Genomic DNA, 25,353 nt, shown 5'->3' on the forward strand with positions numbered 1-25,353 from the left:
ATGCGGGCTCACGAGGCAGGCGCGCTGCACGGCGAGATCGGCACCCGGGGGCCGGCCTGGCTGCGTACCCCGGTCGACGTCAACGCCCTGGTGCCGCAACTGTGGCCGCGCAACGTGGCGCGCGGCCCCGGCGGCGCGCTCACAGTCGCGGGCCTGGACGTCCGCGACCTGGCCGCGGAGTACGGCACCCCGGCGTACGTGCTGGACGAGGACGACCTGCGCGAGCGCTGCCGCGAGTTCCGGGCGGCCTTCCCGGACGCGGACGTCTACTACGCCGGCAAGGCGTTCCTGTGCCGCGCCGTGGTCCGGATGATCGCCGAGGAGGGCATGTTCCTCGACGTCTGCACCGGCGGCGAGCTGGCCACCGCGCTGTCGGCCGGGATGCCGCCCGAGCGGATCGGCTTCCACGGCAACAACAAGTCGGTGGCGGAGCTGACCCGGGCGGTCGACGCCGGGGTGGGCCGGATCATCGTCGACTCGTTCACCGAGATCGACCGGCTCTCCGAGCTGGCCCGCGAGCGCGGGGTACGCCCCAAGGTGCTGGTCCGGGTCACCGTTGGCGTGGAGGCGCACACCCACGAGTTCATCGCCACCGCCCACGAGGACCAGAAGTTCGGCTTCTCCCTCGCGGGCGGGGCCGCCGCGGCGGCCGCGTTCAAGATCCTCGACGAGGACGTGCTGGAGCTGCGCGGCCTGCACTCACACATCGGCTCGCAGATCTTCGACGCCAGCGGCTTCGAGGTGTCCGCCCGCCGGGTGCTCGCCCTCCAGTCGCAGATCCGCGACGCCCGCGGCGTGGAGCTGCCCGAGCTGGACCTGGGCGGCGGCTTCGGCATCGCGTACACCACGCAGGACGACCCGGCGTCGCCGCACGACCTGGCGAAGCGGCTGCGCAAGATCGTGGACGGGGAGTGCGCGGCGGAGAACCTGGCCGTGCCGCATCTGTCCGTCGAGCCGGGCCGCGCGATCGTCGGCCCGGCGGTGTTCACGCTCTATCAGGCCGGGACCGTGAAAGATGTGGACGGCCTGCGGACCTACGTGAGCGTGGACGGGGGGATGAGTGACAACATCCGTACCGCGCTCTACGACGCCTCGTACTCGGCCACGCTGGCGAACCGCACGTCAACCGCGCAGCCGATGCTCGCCCGCGTGGTGGGAAAGCACTGTGAGTCCGGGGACATCGTGGTGAAGGATGAATTCCTGCCCGCTGACGTGCAGCCCGGAGATCTTGTCGCGGTGCCCGGCACCGGGGCCTACTGCCGGAGCATGGCGAGCAACTACAACCATGTCCCGCGGCCCCCGGTCGTCGCCGTCCGCGAAGGTCGGGCGCGGCTGATCGTCCGCCGGGAGACCGAAGACGACCTGCTGGCATTGGATGTGGGATGACCTCACCGGTTCGCTTGGCGCTGCTCGGCTGCGGCACTGTCGGCAGCGACGTGGTCCGGCTGCTGCACGAGCAGTCGGAAGACCTCGCCGCCCGGATCGGCGCCCCGCTGGAGATCGCCGGGATCGCCGTACGCCGGATCGGCCGTGACCGCGGCGACCTGCCGGTCGACCCGGCGCTGTTCACCACCGACGCGCTCGGGCTGATCAAGCGCGACGACGTGGACGTGGTGGTCGAGGTGGTCGGCGGCATCGAGCCGGCCCGCGGCTGGCTGGTCGAGGCGCTGCGCGCCGGCAAGAGCGTGGTCACCGCCAACAAGGCGCTGCTCGCCGAGGACGGCGCGGCCCTGCACGACGCCGCCGCCGAGGGTGGCGCCGACCTCTACTACGAGGCGAGCGTCGCCGGGGCCATCCCGCTGCTGCGCCCGCTGCGCGAGTCGCTGCACGGCGACCGGATCACCCGGGTCACCGGCATCGTGAACGGCACCACGAACTTCATCCTCTCCGCCATGGACGCCACCGGCGCCGGGTTCGCCGAGGCGCTGGAGGAGGCCACCGAGCTGGGGTACGCCGAGGCCGACCCGACGGCCGACGTGGAGGGCTTCGACGCCGCCGCCAAGGCCGCCATCCTCGCCTCGCTGGCGTTCCACACCCGGGTGACCGCCGCCGACGTGCACCGCGAGGGCATCACCGAGGTGACCGCCGCCGACGTGGCCAGCGCCAAGGCCATGGGCTGCACGATCAAACTGCTCTGCATCGCGGCCCGGGGCGTCGACGCGGAGGGCCGGGAGACCGTCAACGTCCGGGTGCACCCGGCGATGATCCCGCTGACGCATCCGCTCGCGAGCGTCGGCGACGCGTTCAACGCGGTCTTCGTCGAGGCCGACGCCGCCGGGCAGCTCATGTTCTACGGCCGGGGCGCCGGTGGCGCGCCCACCGCCAGTGCGGTGCTCGGCGACGTGGTGGCGGTGGCCCGCAACCGCCTCGCCGGGGTGCACGCGGCGAGCGAGTCGGCGTACGCGGACCTGCCGGTGCGCCCGATGGGCGAGGCGCTCACCCGCTACCACATCAGCCTCGACGTGGCCGACCGGCCGGGCGTGCTGGCCGGGGTGGCAGGCGTCTTCGCCCGGCACGAGGTGTCCATCGCCACCGTCCGGCAGGGTCCGGCAGGCGGGGACGCCGAACTGGTCATCGTCACCCACGTCGCGCCGGATGCCGCGCTCGCGGCCACCGTCGGTGAGCTGCGCGGACTCGACATCGTCCGTTCGGTGACGAGTGTGCTGCGGGTGGAGGGTGGCGCGTAACCCGCGCGTCCCGCCTGATGGTTAGAGCAGGGTGTGCCGGTGGCCGGCCGAGCAGGCTGGTCCACGCTGGTGACAGGCCCCGGAGCGGGGCGACGGAGGCGAGGAGCACGACATGTGGCGGGGACTGATCGAGGCGTACCGGGATCGGCTGCCGGTCACCGGGGCGACTCCCGTCGTCACCCTGCACGAGGGCAACACGCCGCTGCTGCCGGCACCGGTGCTCTCCGCCCGGGTCGGCGCGGACGTGTGGCTCAAGGTCGAGGGCGCCAACCCGACCGGCTCGTTCAAGGACCGCGGCATGACTGTCGCGGTCTCCAAGGCCGTCGAGGCCGGTGACAAGGCGATCATCTGCGCCTCCACCGGCAACACCAGCGCATCCGCCGCCGCGTACGCGGCCCGTGCCGGGATCACCTGCGCGGTTCTGGTGCCGCAGGGCAAGATCGCGCTGGGCAAGCTGGCCCAGGCGCTCGTGCACGGCGCGAAGCTGCTCCAGGTGCAGGGGAACTTCGACGACTGCCTCGGGCTCGCCGGCAAGCTCGCCCAGGACTACCCGGTCGCGCTGGTCAACTCCGTCAACATCGACCGGCTGCACGGCCAGAAGACCGCCGCCTTCGAGATCGTCGAGGCGCTCGGCGACGCGCCCGACATCCACTGCCTGCCGGTCGGCAACGCCGGCAACATCACCGCGTACTGGATGGGCTACTCCGAGGACCTGCGCGACGGCAACGCCACGAAGGCCCCCCGGATGTACGGCTTCCAGGCGGCCGGCGCCGCTCCCATCGTCACCGGTCAGGTGGTGCCGGAGCCGTCGACGATCGCCACCGCCATCCGGATCGGCAACCCGGCGAGCTGGACGAAGGCCATCGACGCGCGGGACGCCTCCGACGGCCTGATCTCGGCGGTCACCGACCGGGAGATCCTGTCGGCGTACCGGCTGCTGGCCCGCGAGGTGGGCGCCTTCGTCGAGCTGGGCAGCGCGGCCAGCGTCGCCGGTCTGCTCCAGCAGGCCGAGGCCGGGCGGGTGCCGGCCGGGTCGCGGGTGGTCTGCACGGTCACCGGGCACGGCCTGAAGGACCCGGAGTGGGCCATCTCCACCGCGCCGGCCCCGGTGACCATCGCCAACGACGCGCTGGCCGCCGCCCGCTCGCTCGACCTGGTCTGATCGCTCCGTCCCCGCGGCTTCCCCGGGCCTTGCCCGGCCCCGATTCACACCTCCGTCCGGGGTGCCTCGGGCGACGCACTCCGCTGGACCTCGCGGGCCTCCGCGCTTCCTCTGCCGGACCTCACTTGGGGGAGGTGGCGGCATCCCCCGATCTGCACCAGCTCGGGGAGGTGGTGGCATCCCCCGTCTTGATCCACTCCAGTTCGGGGTGGTGGCGGTATCAGGGTGGGTGGAATGCCGCCACTTCGGCGAGGTGGAGTGGATCAAGAGCGGGGTGAGGTACTCGGGCAGGCGGCCGGTCTAGGTGGGACGGGGTGGCCACACCCGAAGGACCGGGTGAGGCCGGGTCGGCCCGACGGAGGGCATCCCCGCCCGCCTCGCGCGTCCGCGCTCCCGGCTTCGTGCTTGATCGACACCAGCTCGGGGAGGTGGCGGGGTCGGAGTGGGTGGGATGCAGCCACTTCGGCGAGCTGGTGTCGATCAAGGCGGGCACGGGCGACCCCCGAGCGCGGAAGTGTCATCGGCTGGGGCGGATGCCGGGAGTGTCGGGGCGTGCGGCAGACTCAGACACCCCCGCCGGACACCTCTTCAGGAGTGAGTAACGCCGATGTCGCTGCTCGCCAGATTCAGCCTCGCCAACCGGGGGCTGATCGCCCTCGTCGCGTTGGTGACCACGGCCTTCGGCCTGTTCGCCGTGCCGTCGCTGAAGCAGCAGCTCCTGCCGTCGCTGGAGTTCCCCGCCGCGTTCATCGTGGCGACGTACCCGGGCGCCGCGCCGGAGATCGTGGAATCCCAGGTCGCCGAGCCGATCGAGAACAGCCTCCAGGGCATCCCGGGCCTCGACAAGGTCACCTCGACCTCGCGCGAGGGCGCGGCCACGGTCCAGGTGCAGTACGAGTTCGGCACCGACCTGGACGACGTGGTCAACAAGATGGAGACCGCGCTCAACCGGATCGACTCCCAGCTCCCCGAGGGCGTCGACCCGCAGGTGATCGCCGGTAGCACCGACGACCTGCCCGCAGTGGTGGTCGCCGCGACCGGTGACGGCGACGAGCGGGCGCTGGCGGAGAAGCTGCGCAGCGCCGTCGTACCGGAGCTGGAGGCGCTGGACGGCGTCCGCTCGGTGGACGTCACCGGCGCCCGCAACCAGGTCGTGACGATCACGCCGGACCCGGCGAAGCTGGCCGCCGCCAAGGTGGCGCCGACCGCCATCGCGTCGGCGCTCAAGAGCAACGGCGTGGCCGTGCCGGCCGGTGCGCTCGCCGACGGCGACAGGTCGCTGCCGGTGCAGGTGGGCACGCCGATCCGGACCATCGACGACCTGCGCGGCATCGTGCTGACCACGGCTCCCGCCGCCCCGGTACGCCTCGGCGACGTGGCCGCCGTGGAGCAGCAGCTCGCCCCCGCCACCTCGCTGACCCGGACCAACGGCAAGCCCAGCCTCGGCATCGCGGTGACCGCCGCGCCGGACGGCAACGCGGTCGACATCTCGCACGACATCCGGGACCGGCTGGACGAGCTGGGTGACGCCGCGGGCGCCGAGCTGACTGTGGTCTTCGACCAGGCGCCGTTCGTCGAGCGGTCGATCGAGAGCCTGACCACCGAGGGCCTGCTCGGCCTGGTCATGGCGGTCGTGGTGATCCTGGTGTTCCTGCTGTCGGTGCGTTCCACGGTGGTCACCGCGGTGTCCATCCCGCTGTCGGTGCTGGTCGCGCTGATCGTGCTCTGGTCCGGCGACTACTCGCTGAACCTGCTCACCCTCGGCGCGTTGACCATCGCGGTCGGGCGGGTGGTGGACGACTCCATCGTGGTGCTGGAGAACATCAAACGCCATCTGGAGTACGGCGAACCGAAGCGGGACGCGATCCTCACCGCGGTCCGCGAGGTGGCCGGCGCGGTGACCGCGTCCACGCTCACCACTGTCGCCGTGTTCGCGCCGATCGCCCTGGTGGGCGGCTTCGTCGGGCAGCTGTTCGCCCCGTTCGCGATCACCGTGACGGTGGCGCTGCTCGCCTCGCTGCTGGTGTCGCTGACCGTCATCCCGGTGCTGGCGTACTGGTTCCTGCGGCCGCGGGGCGGTGCGGACGACGCCGCCGCCCGGCGCGCCGCCGAGGAGAAGGAGCTGCGCAACCCGTTGCAGCGGGCGTACCTGCCGGTGATCGACTTCGCCACCCGCTCGCGGAAGACCCGCTGGGCCACTGTGGGTCTGGGCCTGCTGGTGCTCCTGGGCACGTTCGGCCTGGCGCAGAAGCTGGAGACGAACTTCCTGGACGACTCCGGCCAGGACACGCTCGCCATCCGGCAGGAGATGCCGGCCGGCACCTCGCTCGCCGGCACCGACCGGGCCGCCGCCCGGGTCGAGGAGGTGCTGCGGCGTACCCCGGGGGTGGAGACCTACCAGGTCAGCGCCGGCGGTGGGGACAACCCGTTCGCCGGCGGCGGCAGTGACCAGGCCACCTGGTCGCTGTCGCTCTCCGACGACACCGACGCCGCGGCGGTACGGCAGGGCCTGCGCAAGGAGTTCGACGCGCTCGGCCCGGAGGTCGGCGAGTTGACGTTCGGCGGCGGGCAGAACGCCTCCGCCAACCAGGTCGAGGTGGTCGTGCAGGCCGCCGACCAGGAGACGCTGACCCGGGCGGCCGAGGCGGTACGGGGCGCGATGGCCGGCACGCCGGGCGTGGAGGACGTCACCAGCAGCCTGGCCACCCAGGTGCCGCGCGTCGAGGTGACTGTGGACCGGGTGGCCGCGGCCCGTGCGGGTCTCACCGAGGCGGCCGTCGGGCAGCTCGTCGCGCAGACGTACCGGGGAGCGCCGCTCGGGCAGGTGACGCTCGACGGTACGGCGCAGAGCGTGGTGCTGAGCAGCGGTGCCCGGCCGCCGCTGACCGTCGACGAGCTGCGGGCGCTGCGGGTCGGCGCGGTGCCGCTGGACGCGATCGCGAACGTCGAGCAGGTCGACGGCCCGCAGCAGGTGACCCGGATCGACGGGGAGCGCAGCGTCTCGGTCACCGGTACGGCGACCGGCTCGAACCTCGGCGCCACCACGCAGGAGCTGCAGAAGCGGCTGGACGTGCTGGACGTGCCGGGCGCCACGTACGTGATCGGCGGCGTCAGCGCCGACCAGGCCGACGCGTTCGCGGACCTCGGCCTCGCGGTGCTGGCCGCCATCGCGATCGTCTTCCTGATCATGGTGGCGACGTTCCGCAGCCTGACCCAGGCGCTGATCCTGCTGATCTCGGTGCCGTTCGCCGCGACCGGCGCGATCGGGCTGCTGCTGGTCACCGGTACGCCGCTGGGTGTGCCGGCGCTGATCGGCGTGCTCATGCTCGTCGGCATCGTGGTGACGAACGCGATCGTGCTGCTCGACCTGATCAACCAGTACCGGGCCCAGGGCATGGACGTGACCGAGGCTGTGGTGGAGGGCGGCCGGCGCCGCCTGCGGCCCATCCTGATGACCGCCGTCGCCACCATCTTCGCGTTGCTGCCGATGGCGCTCGGCCTGACCGGCGAGGGCGGCTTCATCTCCAAGCCGCTGGCGATCGTGGTGATCGGCGGCCTGCTCAGCTCGACGCTGCTGACGCTGGTGCTGGTGCCGACGCTCTACACGATGGTCGAGCACACCAAGGGCTCGTTCCGGAACCGGCGGCGGGGCGGCGCTCCCGAGCCGGTCGAGCCGCAGCCGGAGCCGGACCCGGTGCCGGTGGCGGTCGGCGGCGGGGAGCGCGCCGAGGAACGGGGCGTGGTGGCGCCGCCGCCGGCCCGCCCGTCGGGCGCGCTGGTCGACGGCACCGACCAGTTCGAGGTGCTCCGCCTGCCCAAGAGCCGCCAGTCGCCGCTCCCGCCGACCGAGTGACGGACCGGGAGGGGCCCGCGAGGGCCCCTCCCGGCACCTCGGCGTGCGGGACACACCCGAACCGCGCCGAGCGGTACGCTCAGTGAGCTGCTGCCTACTTTCGGTTCGGGGGTGCGATGGCGGGGGGAGCGGGCCGGTGGGATCGGCGTACCGTGCTGCGCCGCTCCGCGCTGCTGCTCGGCGGGGCCGTGGTCGGCGCCGTCGCGACCGCCGAGAGCACCTGGGTGGCCGATCGGAGGCTCCCGATCGCGGGCGGCCCGGCGAGCGCCACGCTCGGCAACCGCCATCAGGACGTCGGCACCGGCGGGGTGCAGGTCGTCTGGGGGGTACGCACCGAAGAGCCCCTGGTGGCGCTCACCTTCGACGACGGTCCCCGCCCACAGTGGACCCCGATGGTGCTCGACACGCTCGCCGAGCACCGGGTGCCGGCCACCTTCTTCCTGGTCGGTGAGCGGGCCCGCGAGCACGCCGCGCTGGTCCGCGGCCGGATGGACGCCCACGAGGTCGGCAACCACAGCTGGGCGCACCGCGACCTGGCCCGGATGGACGCCGCGACGGTCTACGACGACCTGCGCCGCAGCCACGACGCGATCACGGCGGCCACCGGCTCGGCGCCCCGGCTGCTCCGCCCGCCCTGGGGGCACCTCGGCGGTTCGGTGCTGTACGCGTCGGCCCGGCTGGGCTACCGCCTGGTGCTCTGGACGCTCCAGATGGTCGAGAGCGAGTTCCCGCACGACCCGGCCGGGCACGCCCGGCGCATCGTCGCCGACGTGCGCCCCGGCACGATAGTGCTCGGCCACGACGTCGGCAACGACGGCCGGCTCGTCGCGCTCCGCGGCCTGCCCGACATGATCGGCGGTCTGCGGGCCCGGGGATACACCTTCGTCACGGTCTCCGACCTGCTGCGCCGCGCTGCCGCGCCCGGGGCGGCCCGGTAGGGTGCCCGCGTGTCACCCACCCTCTCGGTCCTCGTCCGCAACCGCGACTTCCGCCATCTGTTCCTCGCCGAGCTGGTGGTCTTCGGTGCGGACTGGTTCGTCATGGTGCCGTTGCTGGTGCTGCTGCCCGACCTGACCGGCAGCGGTGTCTGGGGCGCGCTGGTGCTGGCGGTGGACACCGGCACGACCGCGTTGCTGCTCCCGTACGCCGGAACGATCGCCGACCGGTTCGACCGCCGCAAGGTGATGATGGTGGCGAACGTGGGCGCGCTGGCCGGTGTGCTGCTGCTGCTCGGCGTGCGCAGCGCCGGCACGGCCTGGCTGGCGCTGGCGGCGATCGCGCTGGTGGCGGTGGCGAAGGCGTTCTACTCGCCCGCTGCCCAGGCCGCGCTGCCGAACGTGGTCGACCCGGAGGACCTGGCCGCGGGCAACGCGGTCGCCGGCTCGGCGTGGGGCACGATGACTGTGGTCGGGGCCTCGCTCGGCGGCATCCTGAGCGCCGTCGCGGGCCCGTACGCCAGCTTCTGGGTGGCGGCAGTCGGCCTGGTCGCCGCCGCGGGCCTGGCCGCGCTGATCCGCCGGCCGTTGCAGGCGCCGCGCGACCCGGCGGCGACGGTGCCGCGCACCTGGGCGGCGATCCGCGAGGCGCTGCGCTACATCGCCCACCGCCCGCGCGTGCTGGCGCTGGTCACGGTCAAGTCGGCGGTCGGCCTGGGCAACGGCGTGCTCACCGTCTTCCCGCTGCTCGCCGGGGTGTACGGGGTGGGCGCGGTCGGCGCCGGGCTGCTCTTCGCCGCCCGCGGCGCCGGAGCCCTGGTCGGCCCGATCATGATGCGCCGGGTGCTGAGTAACAGGGCCTGGCTGCTCACCGGCCTGGCACTGTCCATGTCGTTGTACGGCCTGGCCTACCTGGGCGCCTCGGTGGTGACCTGGTTCCCGCTGGTGCTGGTCCTGGTGTTCCTGGCCCACCTGGGCGGCGGCAGCAACTGGGTGCTGTCCAACTACGCGTTGCAGGGCGAGGTGCCGGACCGGCTGCGCGGCCGGGTCTTCGCCACCGACATGATGCTGGCGACGCTCGCCATCGCGGTGAGCCAGCTCGTGGTGGCGCTCGTGGTGGACCGGGTGGACGAGCGCACCGTGCTGGCGGGCTGCGGCCTGGTCACCGTCGTGTACGCGATCGGCTGGCGGTTCGCCACCCGGCGGCTCTCGCTCACCGACCCGGTCGACGCGCCGGCCCCCGAGCGCGCCGCCTGACACGCCGGTCCCACGCTCCGGGCGGTCCGGCCGGGCTGTCGGGGTGACGTCCTAGCATGAGCCGGTGCCGACCACATTCACCCCCGGCCCGGTGCGGGTCCGGGTGCCCGCGACCAGCGCCAACCTGGGCCCCGGCTTCGACGCGCTCGGGCTGGCCCTCGGCCGCCACGACGACGTCACGGCCGAGGTGACAGACGGCGGCGTACGGGTGTCGGTCACCGGGGAGGGCGCCGGCGAGCTGCCGTCGGACGAGCGGCACCTGATCGTCACCGCCATGCGGGCCACCTTCGACGCGCTCGGCGCGCAGCCGGCCGGCCTGGCGCTGGAGTGCCTCAACCGCATCCCGCAGGCCCGAGGGCTCGGCTCGTCGTCGGCGGCGATCGTGGCCGGGGTGCTGGCGGCCCGCGCGCTGGTTGCAGGCGGCGACCGGCGGATGGACGACGACGCCGCGCTGCGACTGGCGGCCGAGCTGGAGGGGCACCCGGACAACGTCGCTCCCTGTCTGCTCGGCGGCTTCACCATCGCCTGGACCGAACCGGGCGGTGCGCGGGCGGTCTCGCTGCCGGTGGCGCCGGCCGTGCGCCCGACCGTGTTCGTGCCCGCCGAGCGCGGCCTGACCTCGGTGGCCCGGGCGGCGCTGCCCGCCACCGTGCCGCACGCCGACGCGGCGTCGAACGCGGGCCGGGCGGCCCTGCTGGTGCACGCGCTGACCGCTGATCCCGCGCTGCTGCTGCCGGCCACCGTCGACCGGCTGCACCAGGAGCAGCGGGCACCGGGGATGCCCGCCACGGCGGCGCTCGTCGGTGAGCTGCGTGCGGCGGGTGTGGCGGCTGTGGTCAGTGGGGCGGGGCCGACGGTGCTGGCGCTCTCCGAGGTCCCGGCGGGATTCCAGGCGGGAACAGATTGGCGCCGGTGGGAGTTGCCGATAGATGTCAGCGGTGCCCGGGTCATCCGGGGTAGACTTTGACACGCCGAGCGGGGCCCTGTTGCCGCAGGTCGGACGAGGCGATTACGCTCTAGACCTAGCACAGCCGCGAAGCATGCGATCTTCCTGCGGTTCGGCGCACCCCCGAAGCTCTCGGCGGTAGCCCGTCACCCCTGCTCAAGGCCCACGCCGCACCGCAGTTTCCACAGGTCGCCGCAGACGGCGAGACCTGCTCACCGATGGTGGTGAGTTGGGAAACCACCGGCTGCTGTGTCACAGACTCCCGCGACGCGTCCATGCGAGGCGGGTGCACCGAGGCCGCCCGGCCACCTGGTTCCACGACTCCGGGCAGCCCCGGCCTATCGAGGGAAGGAATCCATTGAGCGACACCACCGACGTGACGTCGGATGTTTCCAACGTCGCTGGCGATGCCACCACCGCCGCCCCCACGCGCCGCCGGCGGAGCGGCACCGGTCTGTCGGCGATGCTGCTGCCGGAGCTGCAGAGCCTGGCCGCGTCGCTCGGCATCTCTGGTACCGCTCGCATGCGCAAGGGCGAGCTGATCAGTGCCATCACCGAGCGGCAGCAGGGCGGCGCGGCCGGAACCCCTCGACCGCGAGCCGAGGTGGCGGCTGCGTCCGCTCCCGCCCGTGAGGAGGTGCACGCGGAGGTCCGTGAGGAGCGGGCCGAGGCGCGCCCCGCCGAGCAGGCGCCGGCCGCCGAGGTGACCGAGGGTCGTACCCGTGGTCGCCGCAGCCGGGCCGCCGCCGCGACCACCGAGGCGCGACCGGCCGAGGCGCCGGCGACCGAGGCGCGTCCGGCCGAGACGACGCGCGCCGAGGAGGCGCCCGCCGAAACCGGTGAGCGCGCCGAGCGTGGCGGTGACCGGGCCGAGCGCGGTGAGCGCAACGAGGGCCGGGGCCGCGAGCGCGGCGAGCGCGGCGGTGACCGGGCCGAGCGTGGCGGCGAGCGGGCCGACCGTGGCGAGCGCGGCGGTGATCGGGCCGAGCGCGGTGAGCGCAACGACCGTGGTGACCGTGCCGAGCGTGGCGACCGGGCCGAGCGTGGCGACCGCAACGAGCGGGGCGAGCGCGCCGAGCGCAACGACCGGAACGAGCGCGGTGACCGGGGCGGCGACCGCAACGACCGGGGTGACCGCAACGACCGTGGTCAGCGCGCCGAGCGGGACAACGACGGCGACGACGACGGCGAGGGCGGCGGCCGGCGGGGCCGGCGCAGCCGGTTCCGGGACCGTCGCCGCGGCCGCGGCGAGCGGGGCGAGGGCGAGAGCGGTGGCGGTCGCGAGCCGCAGGTCGGCGAGGACGACGTGCTCGTCCCGGTCGCCGGCATCATCGACGTGCTCGACAACTACGCCTTCGTCCGGACCACCGGCTACCTGGCCGGCCCGAACGACGTGTACGTCTCGATGTCCCAGATCAAGAAGTACGGCCTGCGCCGCGGTGACGCGATCACCGGCGCCGTGCGGGCCGCACGGGACGGCGAGCAGCGGCGCGACAAGTACAACCCGCTGGTCCGGCTGGACACCATCAACGGGATGGAGCCGGACGAGGCGAAGCGCCGGCCGGAGTTCTACAAGCTCACGCCGCTCTACCCGCAGGAGCGCCTGCGGCTGGAGACCGAGCCGCACATCCTCACCACCCGGGTGATCGACCTGGTCATGCCGATCGGCAAGGGCCAGCGGGCGCTCATCGTGTCGCCGCCGAAGGCCGGTAAGACGATGGTGCTGCAGGCGATCGCGAACGCGATCACCCGCAACAACCCGGAGTGCCACCTGATGGTGGTGCTGGTGGACGAGCGGCCGGAAGAGGTCACCGACATGCAGCGGTCGGTGAAGGGCGAGGTCATCGCGGCCACGTTCGACCGTCCGCCGCAGGACCACACCACGGTGGCGGAGCTGGCGATCGAGCGGGCGAAGCGCCTGGTCGAGCTGGGCCACGACGTGGTCGTGCTGCTCGACTCGGTGACCCGGCTCGGGCGGTCGTACAACCTGGCGGCGCCGGCCAGCGGCCGGATCATGTCGGGTGGTATCGACTCCACCGCGCTCTACCCGCCCAAGCGCTTCCTCGGCGCGGCGCGCAACATCGAGAACGGCGGCTCGCTGACCATTCTCGCCACCGCGCTGGTGGAGACCGGGTCCATGGCGGACACGGTCATCTTCGAGGAGTTCAAGGGCACGGGTAACGCCGAGCTGAAGCTGGACCGGAAGATCGCCGACAAGCGGGTCTTCCCGGCGATCGACATCAACCCCTCCGGCACCCGCAAGGAGGAGGTCCTGCTCGCGCCGGAGGAGCTGGCGATCATCCACAAGCTCCGCAAGGTGCTGCACTCGCTGGACTCGCAGGCGGCGCTCGACCTCCTGCTGGACCGGCTCAAGCAGTCCCGCACCAACATCGAGTTCCTGATGCAGATCGCGAAGTCCACTCCGGGCGAGTGAGCTGACGGATCCGACGAACGAGGGGCACGGCCGCATCGGCCGTGCCCCTCGTCGCGTACCGGGCCGCAGGCCGTGAAGTTTTTCTACGGTTAAGCCGCTAGGTATTGAAACTTCTGTTCACCGTCGGGTTGACTGTCGTCCATGCGAACCCGCAGTCGACCCGCCCGCCTCGCCGGCGTCCTGCTGCTGACGCCGTTGCTGACCCTCACCGCGCCGGCACCGTCCGCCGCCACTGCCGCGCCGTCGGCCGTCGCGCCGCCGGGCACCGCCGCCGAGGACGCGCCACGCGCCTCGTCCCGCCCCGACTCCGCCGTCGCGCTCGCCGGTGTGGAACCGGCCGGCGGCCTGGAGACCGCCACGACCACCCGGCCGGTCGCGCCCGGCCTCGACCTGACCTCCTTCGACAGGTACGACGCGGCCGGCTGGCTGCGCGCCGACGCCCTCACCGCCGACCTGGCCGGCGGGCTGACAGTCGACTACGTGAACTCCGGCGAGGTCACCAAGGACGAGCCGCTGCGCGCCGCGGTGGACCGGTCCCGTGCCGTCGCGGCGGTGAACGGCGACTTCTTCGACATCAACAACTCCGGAGCCGCCCAGGGCGTCGGCGTCCGCTCCGGCGAACTGGTGCAGTCGCCAGTCGCCGGGCACCCCAACGCCGTCGGGATCAGCGCCCAGGGCATCGGCCGGGTCGTCCAGGTCGGCTTCGAGGGCACCGCGACGCTGCCCGCCGGGCCGGTGCCGCTCACCCAGTTCAACAACATGGTGCAGCGCGACGGCGTCGGAGTGTTCACGCCGCTCTGGGGCTCGTACACCCGCAAGCGGGCCGTGGAGGGCGCGGCCCGGACGGTCGAGGTGACGCTGACCGGCGGCCGGGTGGCGAGCGTCGCCACCACGGCGGGCGAGGGGCCGATCCCGGCCGGCAGCACCGTGCTGCTCGGCCGCGAGGCCGGCGCCGACGCGCTCGCCGCGCTGCGTCCCGGCGACGCGGTGGACCTGACCTGGCGGCCGCGGGCCTCCGACGGGGGTGACCTGCGCGCCGCCGTGGGCGGCGGCAACGTGCTGGTCCGCGACGGCGTGGTGCAGAGCATCGCCGACGCGTCGCTGGCCCCGCGGACCGCTGTCGGGTTCTCCGCCGACGGCCGCAAGATGATCATGCTGACCGTGGACGGCCGGCAGGTGGACAGCCGGGGCGTCACCCAGACCGAGATGGGCCGCATGATGGCCGAGCTGGGCGCCGCGAACGCGCTCAACCTCGACGGCGGCGGCTCCTCCACGCTGCTCGCCCGGGAGCCGGGCGCGGCCACGGTCCAGGTGGAGAACAGTCCGTCCGACGGCAGTGAGCGGCCGGTGCCCAACGGGCTCGCCGTCTACGCGCCGAAGGGCAGCGGCCGGCTCACCGGCTACTGGCTGGAGACCGCCAGCGACCCGACCGCCGCACCCGGTGTCGCGCCGGTGCGCGGCGGCCGGCCGGACCGGGTCTTCCCCGGCCTCACCCGCCGGCTCACCGCCGCCGGATACGACGAGACGTACGGCCCGGCCGCCGGCGAGCCGCGCTGGCACGCCACCCACGGCCGGGTCGACGGCGACGGCGTGTTCCGGGCCGCCGTCCCCGGCCGCAGCACCGTCACCGCCGCCCGCGGTCGCGCCCGGGGCACGATCGAGCTGACGGTGCTCGGCCCGCTCGCGCGCATCGACGACACCGTCGACCGGGTCGGCCTGGACCGGGCCGGCGACAGCGGCCTGTTCGGCGTCGTCGGCTACGACGCCGAGGGCAACACCGCGCCGATCGAGCCGGCCGACCTGAGGCTGGAGTACGACAGCGACCTGCTCTCCGTCACCCCCACCGCCGACGGCAACCTGTCCGTCACGGCGCTCGCCGCGACCGGCTCGGCGCTGGTCACCGCCCGGGTCGGCAACCGCACCACGGTCCTGCCGGTGACCGTCGGGCTGACCGACGTGCCGGTGGCCGGGTTCGACGACGCGGCGTCCTGGAAGTTCAGCCAGGCCCGCGCCTCCGGGTCGGTCGCACCGGCCGACGGGCACACCGGGAGCGGGCTGCGGATGTCGTACGACTTCAGCCAGTCCACCGGAACGCGGGCCGCGTACGCCGACCCGCCCGCCTGGATCGACGTACCCGGCCAGCCGCAGGCGTTCGGCATGTGGATCAAGGCGAACGGCACCGGCGAGTGGCCCAGCCTGCACCTGCACGACGCGCAGGACACCCAGTTCGTGCTGCGCGGCCCGTACCTGGACTGGACCGGCTGGAAGTACGTCGAGTTCGCCGTACCGCCGGGCGTGCAGTACCCGGTGCGGGTGCGCCGGTTCTACGTGGCCGAGACCGACCCGGCCGAGCAGTACCGCAGCGAGGTCGTGATCGACGACCTGGTGGCGCGGGTGCCGCCGGACGTGCAGGCGCCGCCGGAGCCGAACCGCACCGACCGGGTGGTGGTGCGTGACGGCACTGTGGACGGCGCGCCCTGGCGCTTCGCGGTGCTCTCCGACGCCCAGTTCGTCGCCGCGAACCCGGACAGCGACCTGGTCGCCCAGGCCCGGCGTACGCTGCGCGAGGTCCGCGCCGCCCGGCCGGACTTCCTGATCATCAACGGCGACTTCGTGGACACCGCCTACCCGGCGGACTTCGCCCTGGCCAAGCGCATCCTGGACGAGGAACTGGGCGGCGAGGTGCCGTACCACTACGTGCCCGGCAACCACGAGATCATGGGTGCGCCGATCGACAACTTCCGCAGCGTCTTCGGGGACACCTCGCGCGTCTTCGACCGCCGGGGCACCAGATTCCTGACGCTGAGCACCGCGACCGGGTCGCTGCGCGGCGGAGGGTTCGACCAGGTGGAGCTGCTGCGCCGGACGCTCGACCAGGCCGCCGCCGACCGCTCGGTCGGTTCGGTAGCGGTGTTCTTCCACCACCCGCCGCGCGACCCGAGCCCGGCCAAGGCCAGCCAGCTCGGCGACCGCAAGGAGGCGGCACTGGTCGAGCAGTGGCTGGCCGACTTCCAGCACCGCACCGGCAAGGGTGCGCTGATGGTCAACGGCCACGTCGGCACGTTCCACGCCGACCGGGTGGACGGCGTGCCGTACGTGATCAACGGCAACTCGGGTAAGGACCCGTCCACCCCGGCGGCGCTCGGCGGGTTCACCGGGTGGACCGAGTTCGGGGTGGACCCGTTGACGCCGGGGGAGGCCGAGCGGGCCCGCCGTGACCCGCTGGCCGAGGGACCGCGGTGGGTGAGCGCGGAGATGCACGCGCACGTCGACCGGCTCGCGCTGACCGCACCCGCGCAGGTGTCCCGGCGTACGCCGGCCGACGTCACGGCCACGCTCACCCAGCCGAGCGGCCGGCAGGTGCCGGTCGCCGCGCCGGTCAGCGCCGACTGGTCCGGGTCGCCGAACCTGCACATCGGCGGCGCGGCGGGCGTACGTTCCTGGCACGCCGCCCGATTCGACCCGCTGACCGGAAAACTGACCGCCCTGCGCCCCGGCGCCCAGGTCCAGCTGACTGTGACGGTGAACGGAGTGAAGGCCGAGGCCCAGATGACCACCACCCCGTAACCCCCCCGGGGGTCCTGCCCTGGCTCTCGCCCCGGTGATCATGAAGTTGGCCCGGACAAAAGCGACAGGAAATGCCGCTAACTTCATGATCGCCGGGCCCGGGGCCGGCCCGGGGACCGGCCCGGCCCCGGGTCGGTGGGGGAGTGGGTGGGGTGGGGGTGGGAATGCTGACGGGTGGGCCGGCGTTGGGGGTGGCGGACCTCCTGTGCCGGGTGGAAGATGCCCGTGGCAGACTGGTCAATCGGCCACCGGTTCCGGTTCACGCCCGAGCCCGTCGTGACGACGGGGCGCACCGACGGCGACCCGGCGACCACCGACGAAAGGACCGAGGCGACATGAAGCCCAACATCCACCCGGAGTACGTGACCACCGAGGTCCGCTGCTCCTGCGGCAACACGTTCACGACCCGCAGCACCGCCAAGGGCGGCGCCATCAGCGTCGAGACCTGCAGCGCCTGCCACCCGTTCTACACCGGTAAGCAGCGCGTGCTGGACACCGCCGGCCGGGTCGCGAAGTTCCAGCAGAAGTACGCCAAGGTTCAGGCCAAGAAGGCCAAGTAGCTCCGTCGACGACGCCCGTGTCCGGCTCCTGCCGGGCACGGGCGTTCGTCCGTTTGCGCCGGTTTCATCTCCCCCAAGGAGCATCCGCAGCATGAGCAGTGAGCGCCTGGCCGCCCTCCTCGACGAGTACGCCGAGCTGGAGCGGCGGCTGGCCGACCCGGCCATCCACGCCGACCAGGGCACCGCCCGGCGGGTCGGCCGTCGGTACGCCGAACTGGTCCCGCTGCACAAGGCGGCCGGTGAGCTGGAGCAGGCCCGCGCCGACCTGGCCGCCGCCCGGGAACTGGCCGCCGAGGACGCGACGTTCGCCGTCGAGGCGGACACCATCGCCGCCTCCCTGCCGGCCCTTGAGGAACGGCTCGCGGAACTGCTCATCCCGCGCGACCCGCACGACGCCAAGGACGTGATCGTCGAGATCAAGGCCGGCGAGGGTGGCGAGGAGTCCGCGCTGTTCGCCGGTGACCTGCTGCGGATGTACACCCGGTACGCCGAGCGGCACGGCTGGGTCACCGAGGTGATCGACGCGCAGGACTCCGACCTCGGCGGCGTCAAGGACGTCTCCCTGGCGATCAAGAGCAAGGGCGTCCCGGAGGGCGGCAACGGCGTCTGGTCCCGGCTCAAGTGGGAGGGCGGTGTGCACCGGGTGCAGCGCGTCCCGGTCACCGAGTCGCAGGGGCGGATCCACACCAGCGCCGCCGGCGTGCTGGTGCTGCCCGAGGCGGAGGACGTGGACGTCACCATCGACCCGAACGAGCTGCGCATCGACGTGTTCCGCTCGTCCGGCCCCGGTGGGCAGTCGGTGAACACCACCGACTCGGCGGTACGGATCACCCACGTGCCGACCGGCATCGTGGTCTCCTGCCAGAACGAGAAGTCGCAGTTGCAGAACCGGGAGCAGGCCATGCGCATCCTGCGCGCCCGGCTGCTGGCCGCCGCCCAGGAGCAGGCGGACGCGGCGGCGTCGGACGCCCGCAAGGCGCAGGTCCGGACCGTGGACCGGTCCGAGCGGATCCGCACCTACAACTTCCCGCAGAACCGGATCACCGACCACCGCATCGGCTACACCGCGTACAACCTGGACCTGGCGCTGGCCGGCGAGCTGGACGGGGTGCTCGACGCGCTGGCCGAGGCGGACCGCGCGGCCCGGCTGGCCGGCGAGACCGAGCTGTCCCGCCGCTGACCGCCGGGGGTGTTAAGCGGGGGCCCCTCCTCTACCGGAGGCGTTAACAAGGGCCCCCTCCTTACCGCTCAGCTCGCCCGCAACCGCGCCTTGGCGCGCAGCATCTCCCGGTCGGCCAGCTCGAACGCGGCGCCCAGCGCCTCCCGGACGCTCACGGTGGTGCTGCCGTCGACCTCGGCGAAGCCGATCGTCACCCCGACCGGCGTGCCCGGGACCAGGGACTCCCAGTCCTCGGTGCGGACGGCCGCCTCGATCCGGCGGGCCACCTCGACCGCCTCCGGCATGCCGGTGTCGGGCAGCACCACGACGAACTCGTCGCCGCCGTAGCGCGCCACGAAGTCGCCCCGCCGCATCACCCGGTTGATCACCCCGGCGACCCGTTGCAGCACCAGGTCCCCGGAGTGGTGGCCGTGCCGGGTGTTCACCGCCTTGAACCCGTCGAGGTCGCAGACGCCGATCACCACCCGCTCGCCCCGGGACACCACGGCGCCCAGGTAGCGCTCCAGCCGGCGCCGGTTGGGCAGGCCGGTGAGCGGGTCGGTGAGCGCCTCGCCCTCGTACCGGGCCGCCTCGCGGCGCATCTCCTCGTGGTCGATCCGGGCGGCGATGCCGTCGATGTAGACGTCCCGCAGCCGGTCGCTGCGCCGCGCCGCCAGCCGGAACGCGTGCCGGTCGGCCCGGTGCGCGCCCGCATGGTCACCGGCCCGGGCCAGCGCCACGCTGCGCAGCCGGGGTGCCTCGGCCGCGCCGAGCGTCTCGTCGGATACCCGCAGCGAGTCCAGGCGGGTGACCGCCTCGATCGGGCGGCCGGCGGCCACCGCAAGGCAGACCTGACCGAGCTGGCGCAGGTCGCGGGCGCGGGCACTGTCACCGCCGTGGCCGAGCAGCCGGTTCGGGTCGGCGTCCCCGGCGGACTCCACCCGGTCGCCGAGCGCGGCCCGCCGGGCGGCGGCGTAGCCGTACGCGGCCAGGCTGCTCGGGCGCAGGTTGCCGGCACCCCCGCCGCGCAGGAACCGGGCGAGGTCACCGGCGACGTCGCGCAGCACCCGCAGGCAGCCGTCACTGTCGCCGTTGTGGTCGAGCGCGACCGCGTTGCGCAGCCGGATCCCGGGGGCGGCGAACGTCTCCTCGGGGATGCCGACGCTGAGCCCGACCTCCCGGGCCCGCTCGATCGCGCCGAGCGCGTGGCCGTGGAAGCTCAGGTACGAGTACGCCATCGCCAGGTCGTGCCAGCCCCAGGCGGTGTCCCGGTCGGGCGTGTCGTCGGCGCTGAGCGCGCGGGCGGCCCGGACCAGGTGCATCACGCATCGGTCCAGCGCGCCCTGGTGGTGTGCGGCGAGCGCGGCCAGCGCGTTGAGGTGCCCGTGCAGGTAGGGCTCGGTCAGGTCGCGTACGGCGGCGGAGGCGTCCTCGACGGCCCGGGTGAACTCGGCGGTCCGGCCGAGATTGATCAGCGCGGACAGGCGTTGCACGAGCGCGTCGGCGCGGGCGTACGGGTCGTCGGTGGTGCGGATGACGCGGTCGAGCAGGGCACACGCCTCCGCGGACCGGCTGGCCTCCTGGAGTGACCGAGCGCGTCGGAGAGCGTCAACCTGGTCCTCGACCTGGTCGAGCCAGCCCACTCGCGACCTCCCTGCGGTGTGCGCCCGGACGCACCCGCTCGTGAGGTGGGCCGCGACGCCTCATGATTATTGCGTGACCGCACTCCCGCAACACCCGTCCGAAGGGACAGAACGCGAACGCCCCTCGCTGGTGATCATCCGGGTGGCGCGCGCGCTCGCCGCGGCGGGCGTCGAGGCACCCCGCGCCGAGGCCGAGCAGCTCGCCGCGTACGTCCTGGACGTGCCGCGTGGCCGGCTGGCGCTCGCCGACGGCTTCACCCCGGCACAGCGCGACCGGTTGGACGCGCTCGTCGGCCGGCGGGTGACCCGCGAGCCGTTGCAACACCTGCTCGGCTCGGCCGGTTTCCGGCACCTGGAGCTGGCCGTCGGGCCGGGCGTCTTCGTGCCCCGGCCGGAGACCGAGCTGCTGGCCGAGTGGGGGATCGAGCGTGCCCGGGAGCACGCCGCGCCGCTCGTGGTCGACCTGTGCAGCGGTTCCGGCGCGATCGCCCTCGCTGTCGCGCAGGAGGTGCCCGCGGCCCGGGTGGTGGCGGTGGAGCGGTCCCCGGCCGCGCTGGCCTGGCTGCGGCGCAACGCGGCCGGGCGCGCCGCCGCCGGGGACCGGCCGGTCGAGGTGGTGGCCGCCGACGTGACCGATCCGGACCTGCTGGCCGACCTGGCCGGACGGGTCGACGTGCTGCTGTGCAACCCGCCGTACGTGCCGAGGTCGGTGGCGGTGCCGCCGGAGGTGGCCGGGCACGACCCGGACGAGGCGGTGTTCGGCGGCGCGGACGGGCTGGACGTGATCCGTCCGGTGGTCGGCCGGGCCGCCGCGTTGCTGCGCCCGGGCGGGGCGATCGGCATCGAGCACGACGACACGCACGCGGCGGCGGTGCCCGCGCTGCTGCGCGGCGACGGCCGCTACGACCGGGTGGAGGAGCACCGGGACCTGGCCGGGCGGCCCCGCTGGGCGAGCGCGTCCCGGCGGGCGGACGGCACCCACGCCGACCCCGCCCGGGCGTGGCAGACTGACTCCTCGTGATGCTCTACGACTGTCGGTCGCCCGCCGACCGGGACCGCGGCATCGCCGCTGCCATCGAGGCGGTCAAGAACGGGGAACTCGTCGTCCTGCCGACCGACACGGTCTACGGCATCGGGGCGGACGCCTTCACCCCGTACGCGGTGAAGGCCCTGGCGGACACGAAGGGTGGCGCCCGGCAGGCGCCCCCGGTGCTCATCGGTTCCCGGCACACGCTCGACGGCCTGGTCTTCTCGCTGCCCGGCGCGGCCCGCGACCTGGTCGAGGCGTTCTGGCCCGGCGCGCTGACCATCGTGGTGGAGCACTCGCCGAGCCTGGCCTGGGACCTGGGCGACTCCAGCGGCACGGTGGCGGTGCGGATGCCGCTGCACCCGGTCGCGCTGGAGGTGCTGCGGGAGACCGGGCCGATGGCCGTCGCGTCGGCCAACAAGATCGGCCAGCCCGCCGCGCTCACCGCCGAGGAGGCTCGTGACCAGCTCGGCTACGGCGTCCGGGCGTACCTGGAGGCCGGGCCGGCGGTGGACCCGGTGCCGAGCACCATCGTCGACCTGACCGGCGACGTGCCGCGGGTGCTGCGCGAGGGCGCGGTGACGCTGGCGAAGCTGCGCGAGGTCGTGCCGGACATCCTCGACGAGCGGGGGGTCTGAGTGCCGCCCTTCACCGTCCTTCACGTCTGCATGGGCAACATCTGCCGGTCGCCGATGGCCGAGCGGCTGCTGCTGCTCGCGGTCCGGGAGCGGCTGGCCCGCCTCGACGTCGATCCGGCCGGGTCGGACGCGCTCGTGCACAGCCACAGCGCCGGCACCGGCGGCTGGCACGCGGGGGAGGAGATGAACCCGCCCGCCGCCCGGCAGGTGATCTCGCGCGGCGGTGACACCGACGGGTTCGCCGCCCGGCGGCTGCGCTCCGACCTGATCGACGCCGCCGACCTGGTGCTCACCGCCACCGCCGACCAGCAGGAGTACGTAGGGGCGCTGCGGCCGGACGCCGCCGCGCGCACGTTCGTGCTCGGGGAGTTCGGCCGCCTGCTCGGCGCGCTGGACCGGTCCGCCCTGCCGCCGGCCGAGCCGACGCCGGACGCCGTGTACGCGCGCGGCGTCGCCCTCGTCGCGGCAGTCGACGCGGCCCGGCAGAACGCCTCCGCGCTGCCCACCGACGACCTGGACGACCCGTGGGGGCGGGGCGACCAGTGCTTCAGCCGGGTCGCCGACGAGATCGAGGAGACGGTGCAGCCGCTGGCTGCCGTGCTGCTCCCCTGATCGCGGTTCATCCTTCCTCGCGAACTTCCTGCGCATTTCGCGGAAGACGGCGGCGAAAGCGGCCATTCCGGTCATTCTGAACGGGTCCGTACGGCCGGCTCCTGCGGGGAGAGCTGATGAACCGGGCCTATCTCGACAAGCTGTTCACCGTTGTGCTCGCCGGCGTGCTCGCCGGACTGGCCCTGGCCGCAGCCGCGCTGCCGGCCGCGCTGGTCTTCGGGCTGGGCGTGAAGAACCTGATGCCGTACACGGTGCTGCCGGAGGCGCTCAAGACGCCGCAGCCGGCGCAGCGGTCCAACCTGTACGCCAACGACGGGCGGACGCTCATCACCTCGTTCTACGTCGAGGACCGGGTGGACGTGCCGGTCGGCGAGGTGGCGCCGGTGATGCGCGACGCCATCGTGGCCGCCGAGGACGTGCGCTTCTACGAGCACCACGGCGTCGACGTGCGCGGCGTGGCGCGGGCGTTCACGGCCAACCGCCGCGAGGGCACCCGCCAGGGCGCCTCCACGCTGACCATGCAGTACGTGCGCAACGCGCTCGCCGGTGACCCCCGGCTGACCGAGGAGCAGCGCGCCGCCGCCACCGAGATCACCGTCGGGCGCAAGATCCGCGAGATGCGGTACGCGCTGACGCTGGAACGGCAGATCGGCAAGGACGAGATCCTCGGGCGCTACCTGAACATCGCGTACTTCGGCGCCGGGGCGTACGGCATCGCCGCCGCCAGCAAGCGCTACTTCTCCACCACCCCGGAGCGGCTCACGCTGGCCCAGGCCGCGCTGCTCGCCGGGCTGGTCCGGTCCCCGGCCGACGACCCGATCAACGGCGACGCCGACGCGGCCCGGCAGCGGCGGGCGTACGTGCTGGACCGGATGGTGGAGACCGGCCGGGTCAGCGCGGCCGACGCCGAGGCGGCGAAGGCAACGGAGCTGGCCCTCAAGCCCAACACCACACCGAACGACTGCGCCGCGGTGCCCGCCGACCACAACGACTGGGGCTTCTTCTGCGACTGGTTCACCCAGTGGTGGAACGCCCAGCCGGCGTTCGGCGAGAACGTCGACGAGCGGCAGCGGACGCTGCGCCGCGGCGGCTGGAAGATCGTGTCCTCGCTCGACCCGGACGTGCAGGCCAAGGCGAGCGAGCAGGTGCGGGAGATCTACCCGGAGACGATCGCGCGGGCGGCGCCGACCGCCGTGGTGCAGCCGGGCACCGGCCGGGTGCTGGCCATGGCGGTGAACCGCACCTACGGCACGACCGCCAACCCGGACGGGCAGCAGAACTACCCGAACACGGTCAACCAGCTGGTGGCCGGTGGTGGCGGCATCACCGGCTATCAGGCGGGCTCCACGTTCAAGCTGTTCGCCCTGCTGGCCGCGCTGGAGTCCGGGCTGCCGCTGGACACCGAGTTCGACGCGCCGCGCGTCTACGTGACGCAGTACCCGGTCGGCGCCGGCCCGGCGAGCTGCGGCGGCCGGTGGTGCCCGGCCAACGCCAACACCTACTGGATGGACGGCGACCGGGACATGTGGGACGCGTTCGGCCGGTCGGTGAACACGTACTTCGCGTGGCTGACCGAGCGCGTCGGCGCGGACCGGGTGGTCGAGATGGCCCAGCGGCTGGGCATCGTCTTCCGTGCCCCGGCGGACGCCCGGATGGCCCGCGAGGGCGCCAAGAGCTGGGGACCGTTCACGCTCGGCGTCTCCGCCACCACGCCGCTGGACCTGGCCGGCGCGTACGCCGCGGTGGCCGCCGAGGGCACCTGGTGCCGGCCCACGCCGGTCACCTCGATCACCGATCCGGGCGGCCGGACGGTGCCGGCCGGGAACACCGACTGCCGGCAGGTGCTCGACACCGAGGTGGCCCGCGCGGCGGCCGACGCCAGTCGCTGCCCGGTCGGCGACCAGTCGATGTACCGGCGCTGCGACGGCGGCACCGCCGAGGAACTGGCCCCTGGTCTGCGCCGGCCGGTGGCGGGCAAGACCGGCAGCTCGGAGCGGAACGCCACCGAGACGGTCGTCGCGTTCACCCCGCAGCTGTCGGTGGCGACGATCGCCGCGAACCCGGACGACCCCCGGGACGCGGTCGGCGGCGGCGTGCAGAAGCGGCAGATCGCCGCCGTGGGCCGCATCCTCGCGTGGTCGCTGCGCGACGAGCCGGTACGCGACTTCGTCCCGCCCGGCCAGGCGGTGGCCTTCCAGCACACCAGCCCGCGCACCGGCAACTGAGAGACTTCCGTCAGCTCGTCGACCTGCCGTACCGCGCGACAGTGGTCCGGACGGCTTCGTCCACCACCGCTGTCGTGCGGTCAGGGGTGACCGTCCAGTCCGGGAGGACCAGGCGCGGCCAGAACAGGTAATTGGAGATCATCCCGAGGAACTGCGTAGCGGCCATCTCCGGGTCGTCGACGTCCGCGGCTCCCGCCTCGTGCTCGGCCACGAGGTAGGTCCGGACGGACTCGAAGTACGGCAGTTTGCCCTGGGAGAAGTGCGCTCGGGCCAGTTCGGGAAAGCGTGGCAGTTCGGCGATCACGATGCGGAACAGATCGGTCATCTCCGGCCGGCTCAACAGCGTCGCGTAGTGCCGCCCGAGAACCGTGAGGCCGGCCGTCAGGTCACCGGCGGGCGGCACGTCGGCGACGTCGTTGCGGGCCCACGAGTCGATGACTATGGCATCGAACAGTGCCGCCTTCGTCGGGAACTGCTTGAACAGCGTCGCCTTCGACACGCCGGCGCTCTCGGCGATACGCGCCAGTGACGCCCGGTCGTAGCCCGACTCCAGGAAGAGCTCGGTGGCGGCCTGCAGGATCAGCGCGCGCTTCTCCTCCGCCACGCGCTGGTGATAGGCCGACGGCGCTGGGGTCATGCGCCCATCAT

Annotated in this window: 17 protein-coding genes; 15 read left to right on the forward strand and 2 right to left on the reverse strand. The window is 73.6% G+C overall.

Going from position 1 to position 25,353, the window contains the following annotated elements:
• The 11 genes from lysA to prfA all read left to right on the forward strand — a co-directional run bounded on the left by lysA (position 1) and on the right by prfA (position 18,581).
• Complete coding sequence (lysA, locus tag FHX31_RS03165; RefSeq protein WP_047893772.1) at positions 1-1,386, forward strand: diaminopimelate decarboxylase; 1,386 nt, start codon at positions 1-3, stop codon at positions 1,384-1,386.
• Positions 1,383-2,687 (forward strand): homoserine dehydrogenase, encoded by a 1,305-nt coding sequence (locus FHX31_RS03170; RefSeq protein ID WP_013288280.1) that lies wholly within the window; start codon positions 1,383-1,385, stop codon positions 2,685-2,687. The genes lysA and FHX31_RS03170 overlap by 4 nt, the downstream gene beginning before the upstream one ends.
• Positions 2,688-2,799: 112 nt before the next feature.
• On the forward strand, positions 2,800-3,849 hold the full coding sequence (gene thrC, locus FHX31_RS03175) for a threonine synthase (RefSeq protein WP_013288279.1): 1,050 nt from the start codon (positions 2,800-2,802) through the stop codon (positions 3,847-3,849).
• A gap of 607 nt (positions 3,850-4,456) precedes the next feature.
• Positions 4,457-7,702 (forward strand): efflux RND transporter permease subunit, encoded by a 3,246-nt coding sequence (locus FHX31_RS03180; protein ID WP_184975006.1) that lies wholly within the window; start codon positions 4,457-4,459, stop codon positions 7,700-7,702.
• 116 nt (positions 7,703-7,818) lie between these two features.
• Positions 7,819-8,640 carry a polysaccharide deacetylase family protein gene (locus FHX31_RS03185; RefSeq protein WP_013475351.1) on the forward strand — a complete coding sequence of 274 codons (822 nt, stop codon included), beginning with the start codon at positions 7,819-7,821 and terminating at the stop codon, positions 8,638-8,640.
• 9 nt (positions 8,641-8,649) lie between these two features.
• Positions 8,650-9,894 (forward strand): MFS transporter, encoded by a 1,245-nt coding sequence (locus FHX31_RS03190; RefSeq protein WP_013288276.1) that lies wholly within the window; start codon positions 8,650-8,652, stop codon positions 9,892-9,894.
• Between the two features lie 64 nt (positions 9,895-9,958).
• Positions 9,959-10,861: a homoserine kinase gene (gene thrB, locus FHX31_RS03195; RefSeq protein WP_047893775.1), complete on the forward strand. Its 903-nt coding sequence runs from the start codon at positions 9,959-9,961 to the stop codon at positions 10,859-10,861.
• Positions 10,862-11,198: 337 nt separating this feature from the next.
• Positions 11,199-13,274 carry a transcription termination factor Rho gene (gene rho / locus FHX31_RS03200; protein ID WP_145822571.1) on the forward strand — a complete coding sequence of 692 codons (2,076 nt, stop codon included), beginning with the start codon at positions 11,199-11,201 and terminating at the stop codon, positions 13,272-13,274.
• A 141-nt stretch (positions 13,275-13,415) separates the two neighbouring features.
• Positions 13,416-16,841 carry a phosphodiester glycosidase family protein gene (locus FHX31_RS03205; protein WP_184975009.1) on the forward strand — a complete coding sequence of 1,142 codons (3,426 nt, stop codon included), beginning with the start codon at positions 13,416-13,418 and terminating at the stop codon, positions 16,839-16,841.
• A 335-nt stretch (positions 16,842-17,176) separates the two neighbouring features.
• Positions 17,177-17,401, forward strand: coding sequence for a 50S ribosomal protein L31 (gene rpmE / locus FHX31_RS03210; protein WP_013288272.1), 225 nt, complete (start codon positions 17,177-17,179; stop codon positions 17,399-17,401).
• A 91-nt stretch (positions 17,402-17,492) separates the two neighbouring features.
• The gene (prfA, locus tag FHX31_RS03215; RefSeq protein WP_013288271.1) at positions 17,493-18,581 is read left to right on the forward strand and encodes a peptide chain release factor 1; all 1,089 of its coding nucleotides are present in this window, start codon (positions 17,493-17,495) and stop codon (positions 18,579-18,581) included.
• A gap of 68 nt (positions 18,582-18,649) precedes the next feature.
• Here prfA and FHX31_RS03220 read toward each other — a convergent pair whose 3' ends face one another.
• Positions 18,650-20,203, reverse strand: coding sequence for a GGDEF domain-containing protein (locus FHX31_RS03220; RefSeq protein ID WP_013288270.1), 1,554 nt, complete (start codon positions 20,201-20,203; stop codon positions 18,650-18,652).
• Positions 20,204-20,333: 130 nt separating this feature from the next.
• Here FHX31_RS03220 and prmC point away from each other — a divergent pair, with 130 nt between their 5' ends.
• From prmC to FHX31_RS03240, 4 genes are all read left to right on the forward strand, one after another.
• The gene (prmC, locus tag FHX31_RS03225; protein ID WP_013288269.1) at positions 20,334-21,224 is read left to right on the forward strand and encodes a peptide chain release factor N(5)-glutamine methyltransferase; all 891 of its coding nucleotides are present in this window, start codon (positions 20,334-20,336) and stop codon (positions 21,222-21,224) included.
• Positions 21,224-21,868: an L-threonylcarbamoyladenylate synthase gene (locus FHX31_RS03230; protein WP_013288268.1), complete on the forward strand. Its 645-nt coding sequence runs from the start codon at positions 21,224-21,226 to the stop codon at positions 21,866-21,868. The genes prmC and FHX31_RS03230 overlap by 1 nt, the downstream gene beginning before the upstream one ends.
• Complete coding sequence (locus FHX31_RS03235; protein ID WP_184975012.1) at positions 21,869-22,480, forward strand: arsenate reductase/protein-tyrosine-phosphatase family protein; 612 nt, start codon at positions 21,869-21,871, stop codon at positions 22,478-22,480.
• Between the two features lie 116 nt (positions 22,481-22,596).
• Positions 22,597-24,705: a transglycosylase domain-containing protein gene (locus FHX31_RS03240; RefSeq protein ID WP_013475357.1), complete on the forward strand. Its 2,109-nt coding sequence runs from the start codon at positions 22,597-22,599 to the stop codon at positions 24,703-24,705.
• Positions 24,706-24,715: 10 nt separating this feature from the next.
• Here the strand turns inward: FHX31_RS03240 and FHX31_RS03245 are convergent, their stop codons facing one another.
• A complete protein-coding gene (locus FHX31_RS03245) occupies positions 24,716-25,342 on the reverse strand; it encodes a TetR/AcrR family transcriptional regulator (RefSeq protein WP_013288265.1) in 627 nt (208 codons plus the stop codon).
• Between the last annotated feature and the right edge of the window lie 11 nt (positions 25,343-25,353).

The sequence above is a fragment of the Micromonospora sp. CNZ286 genome (assembly GCF_014207755.1).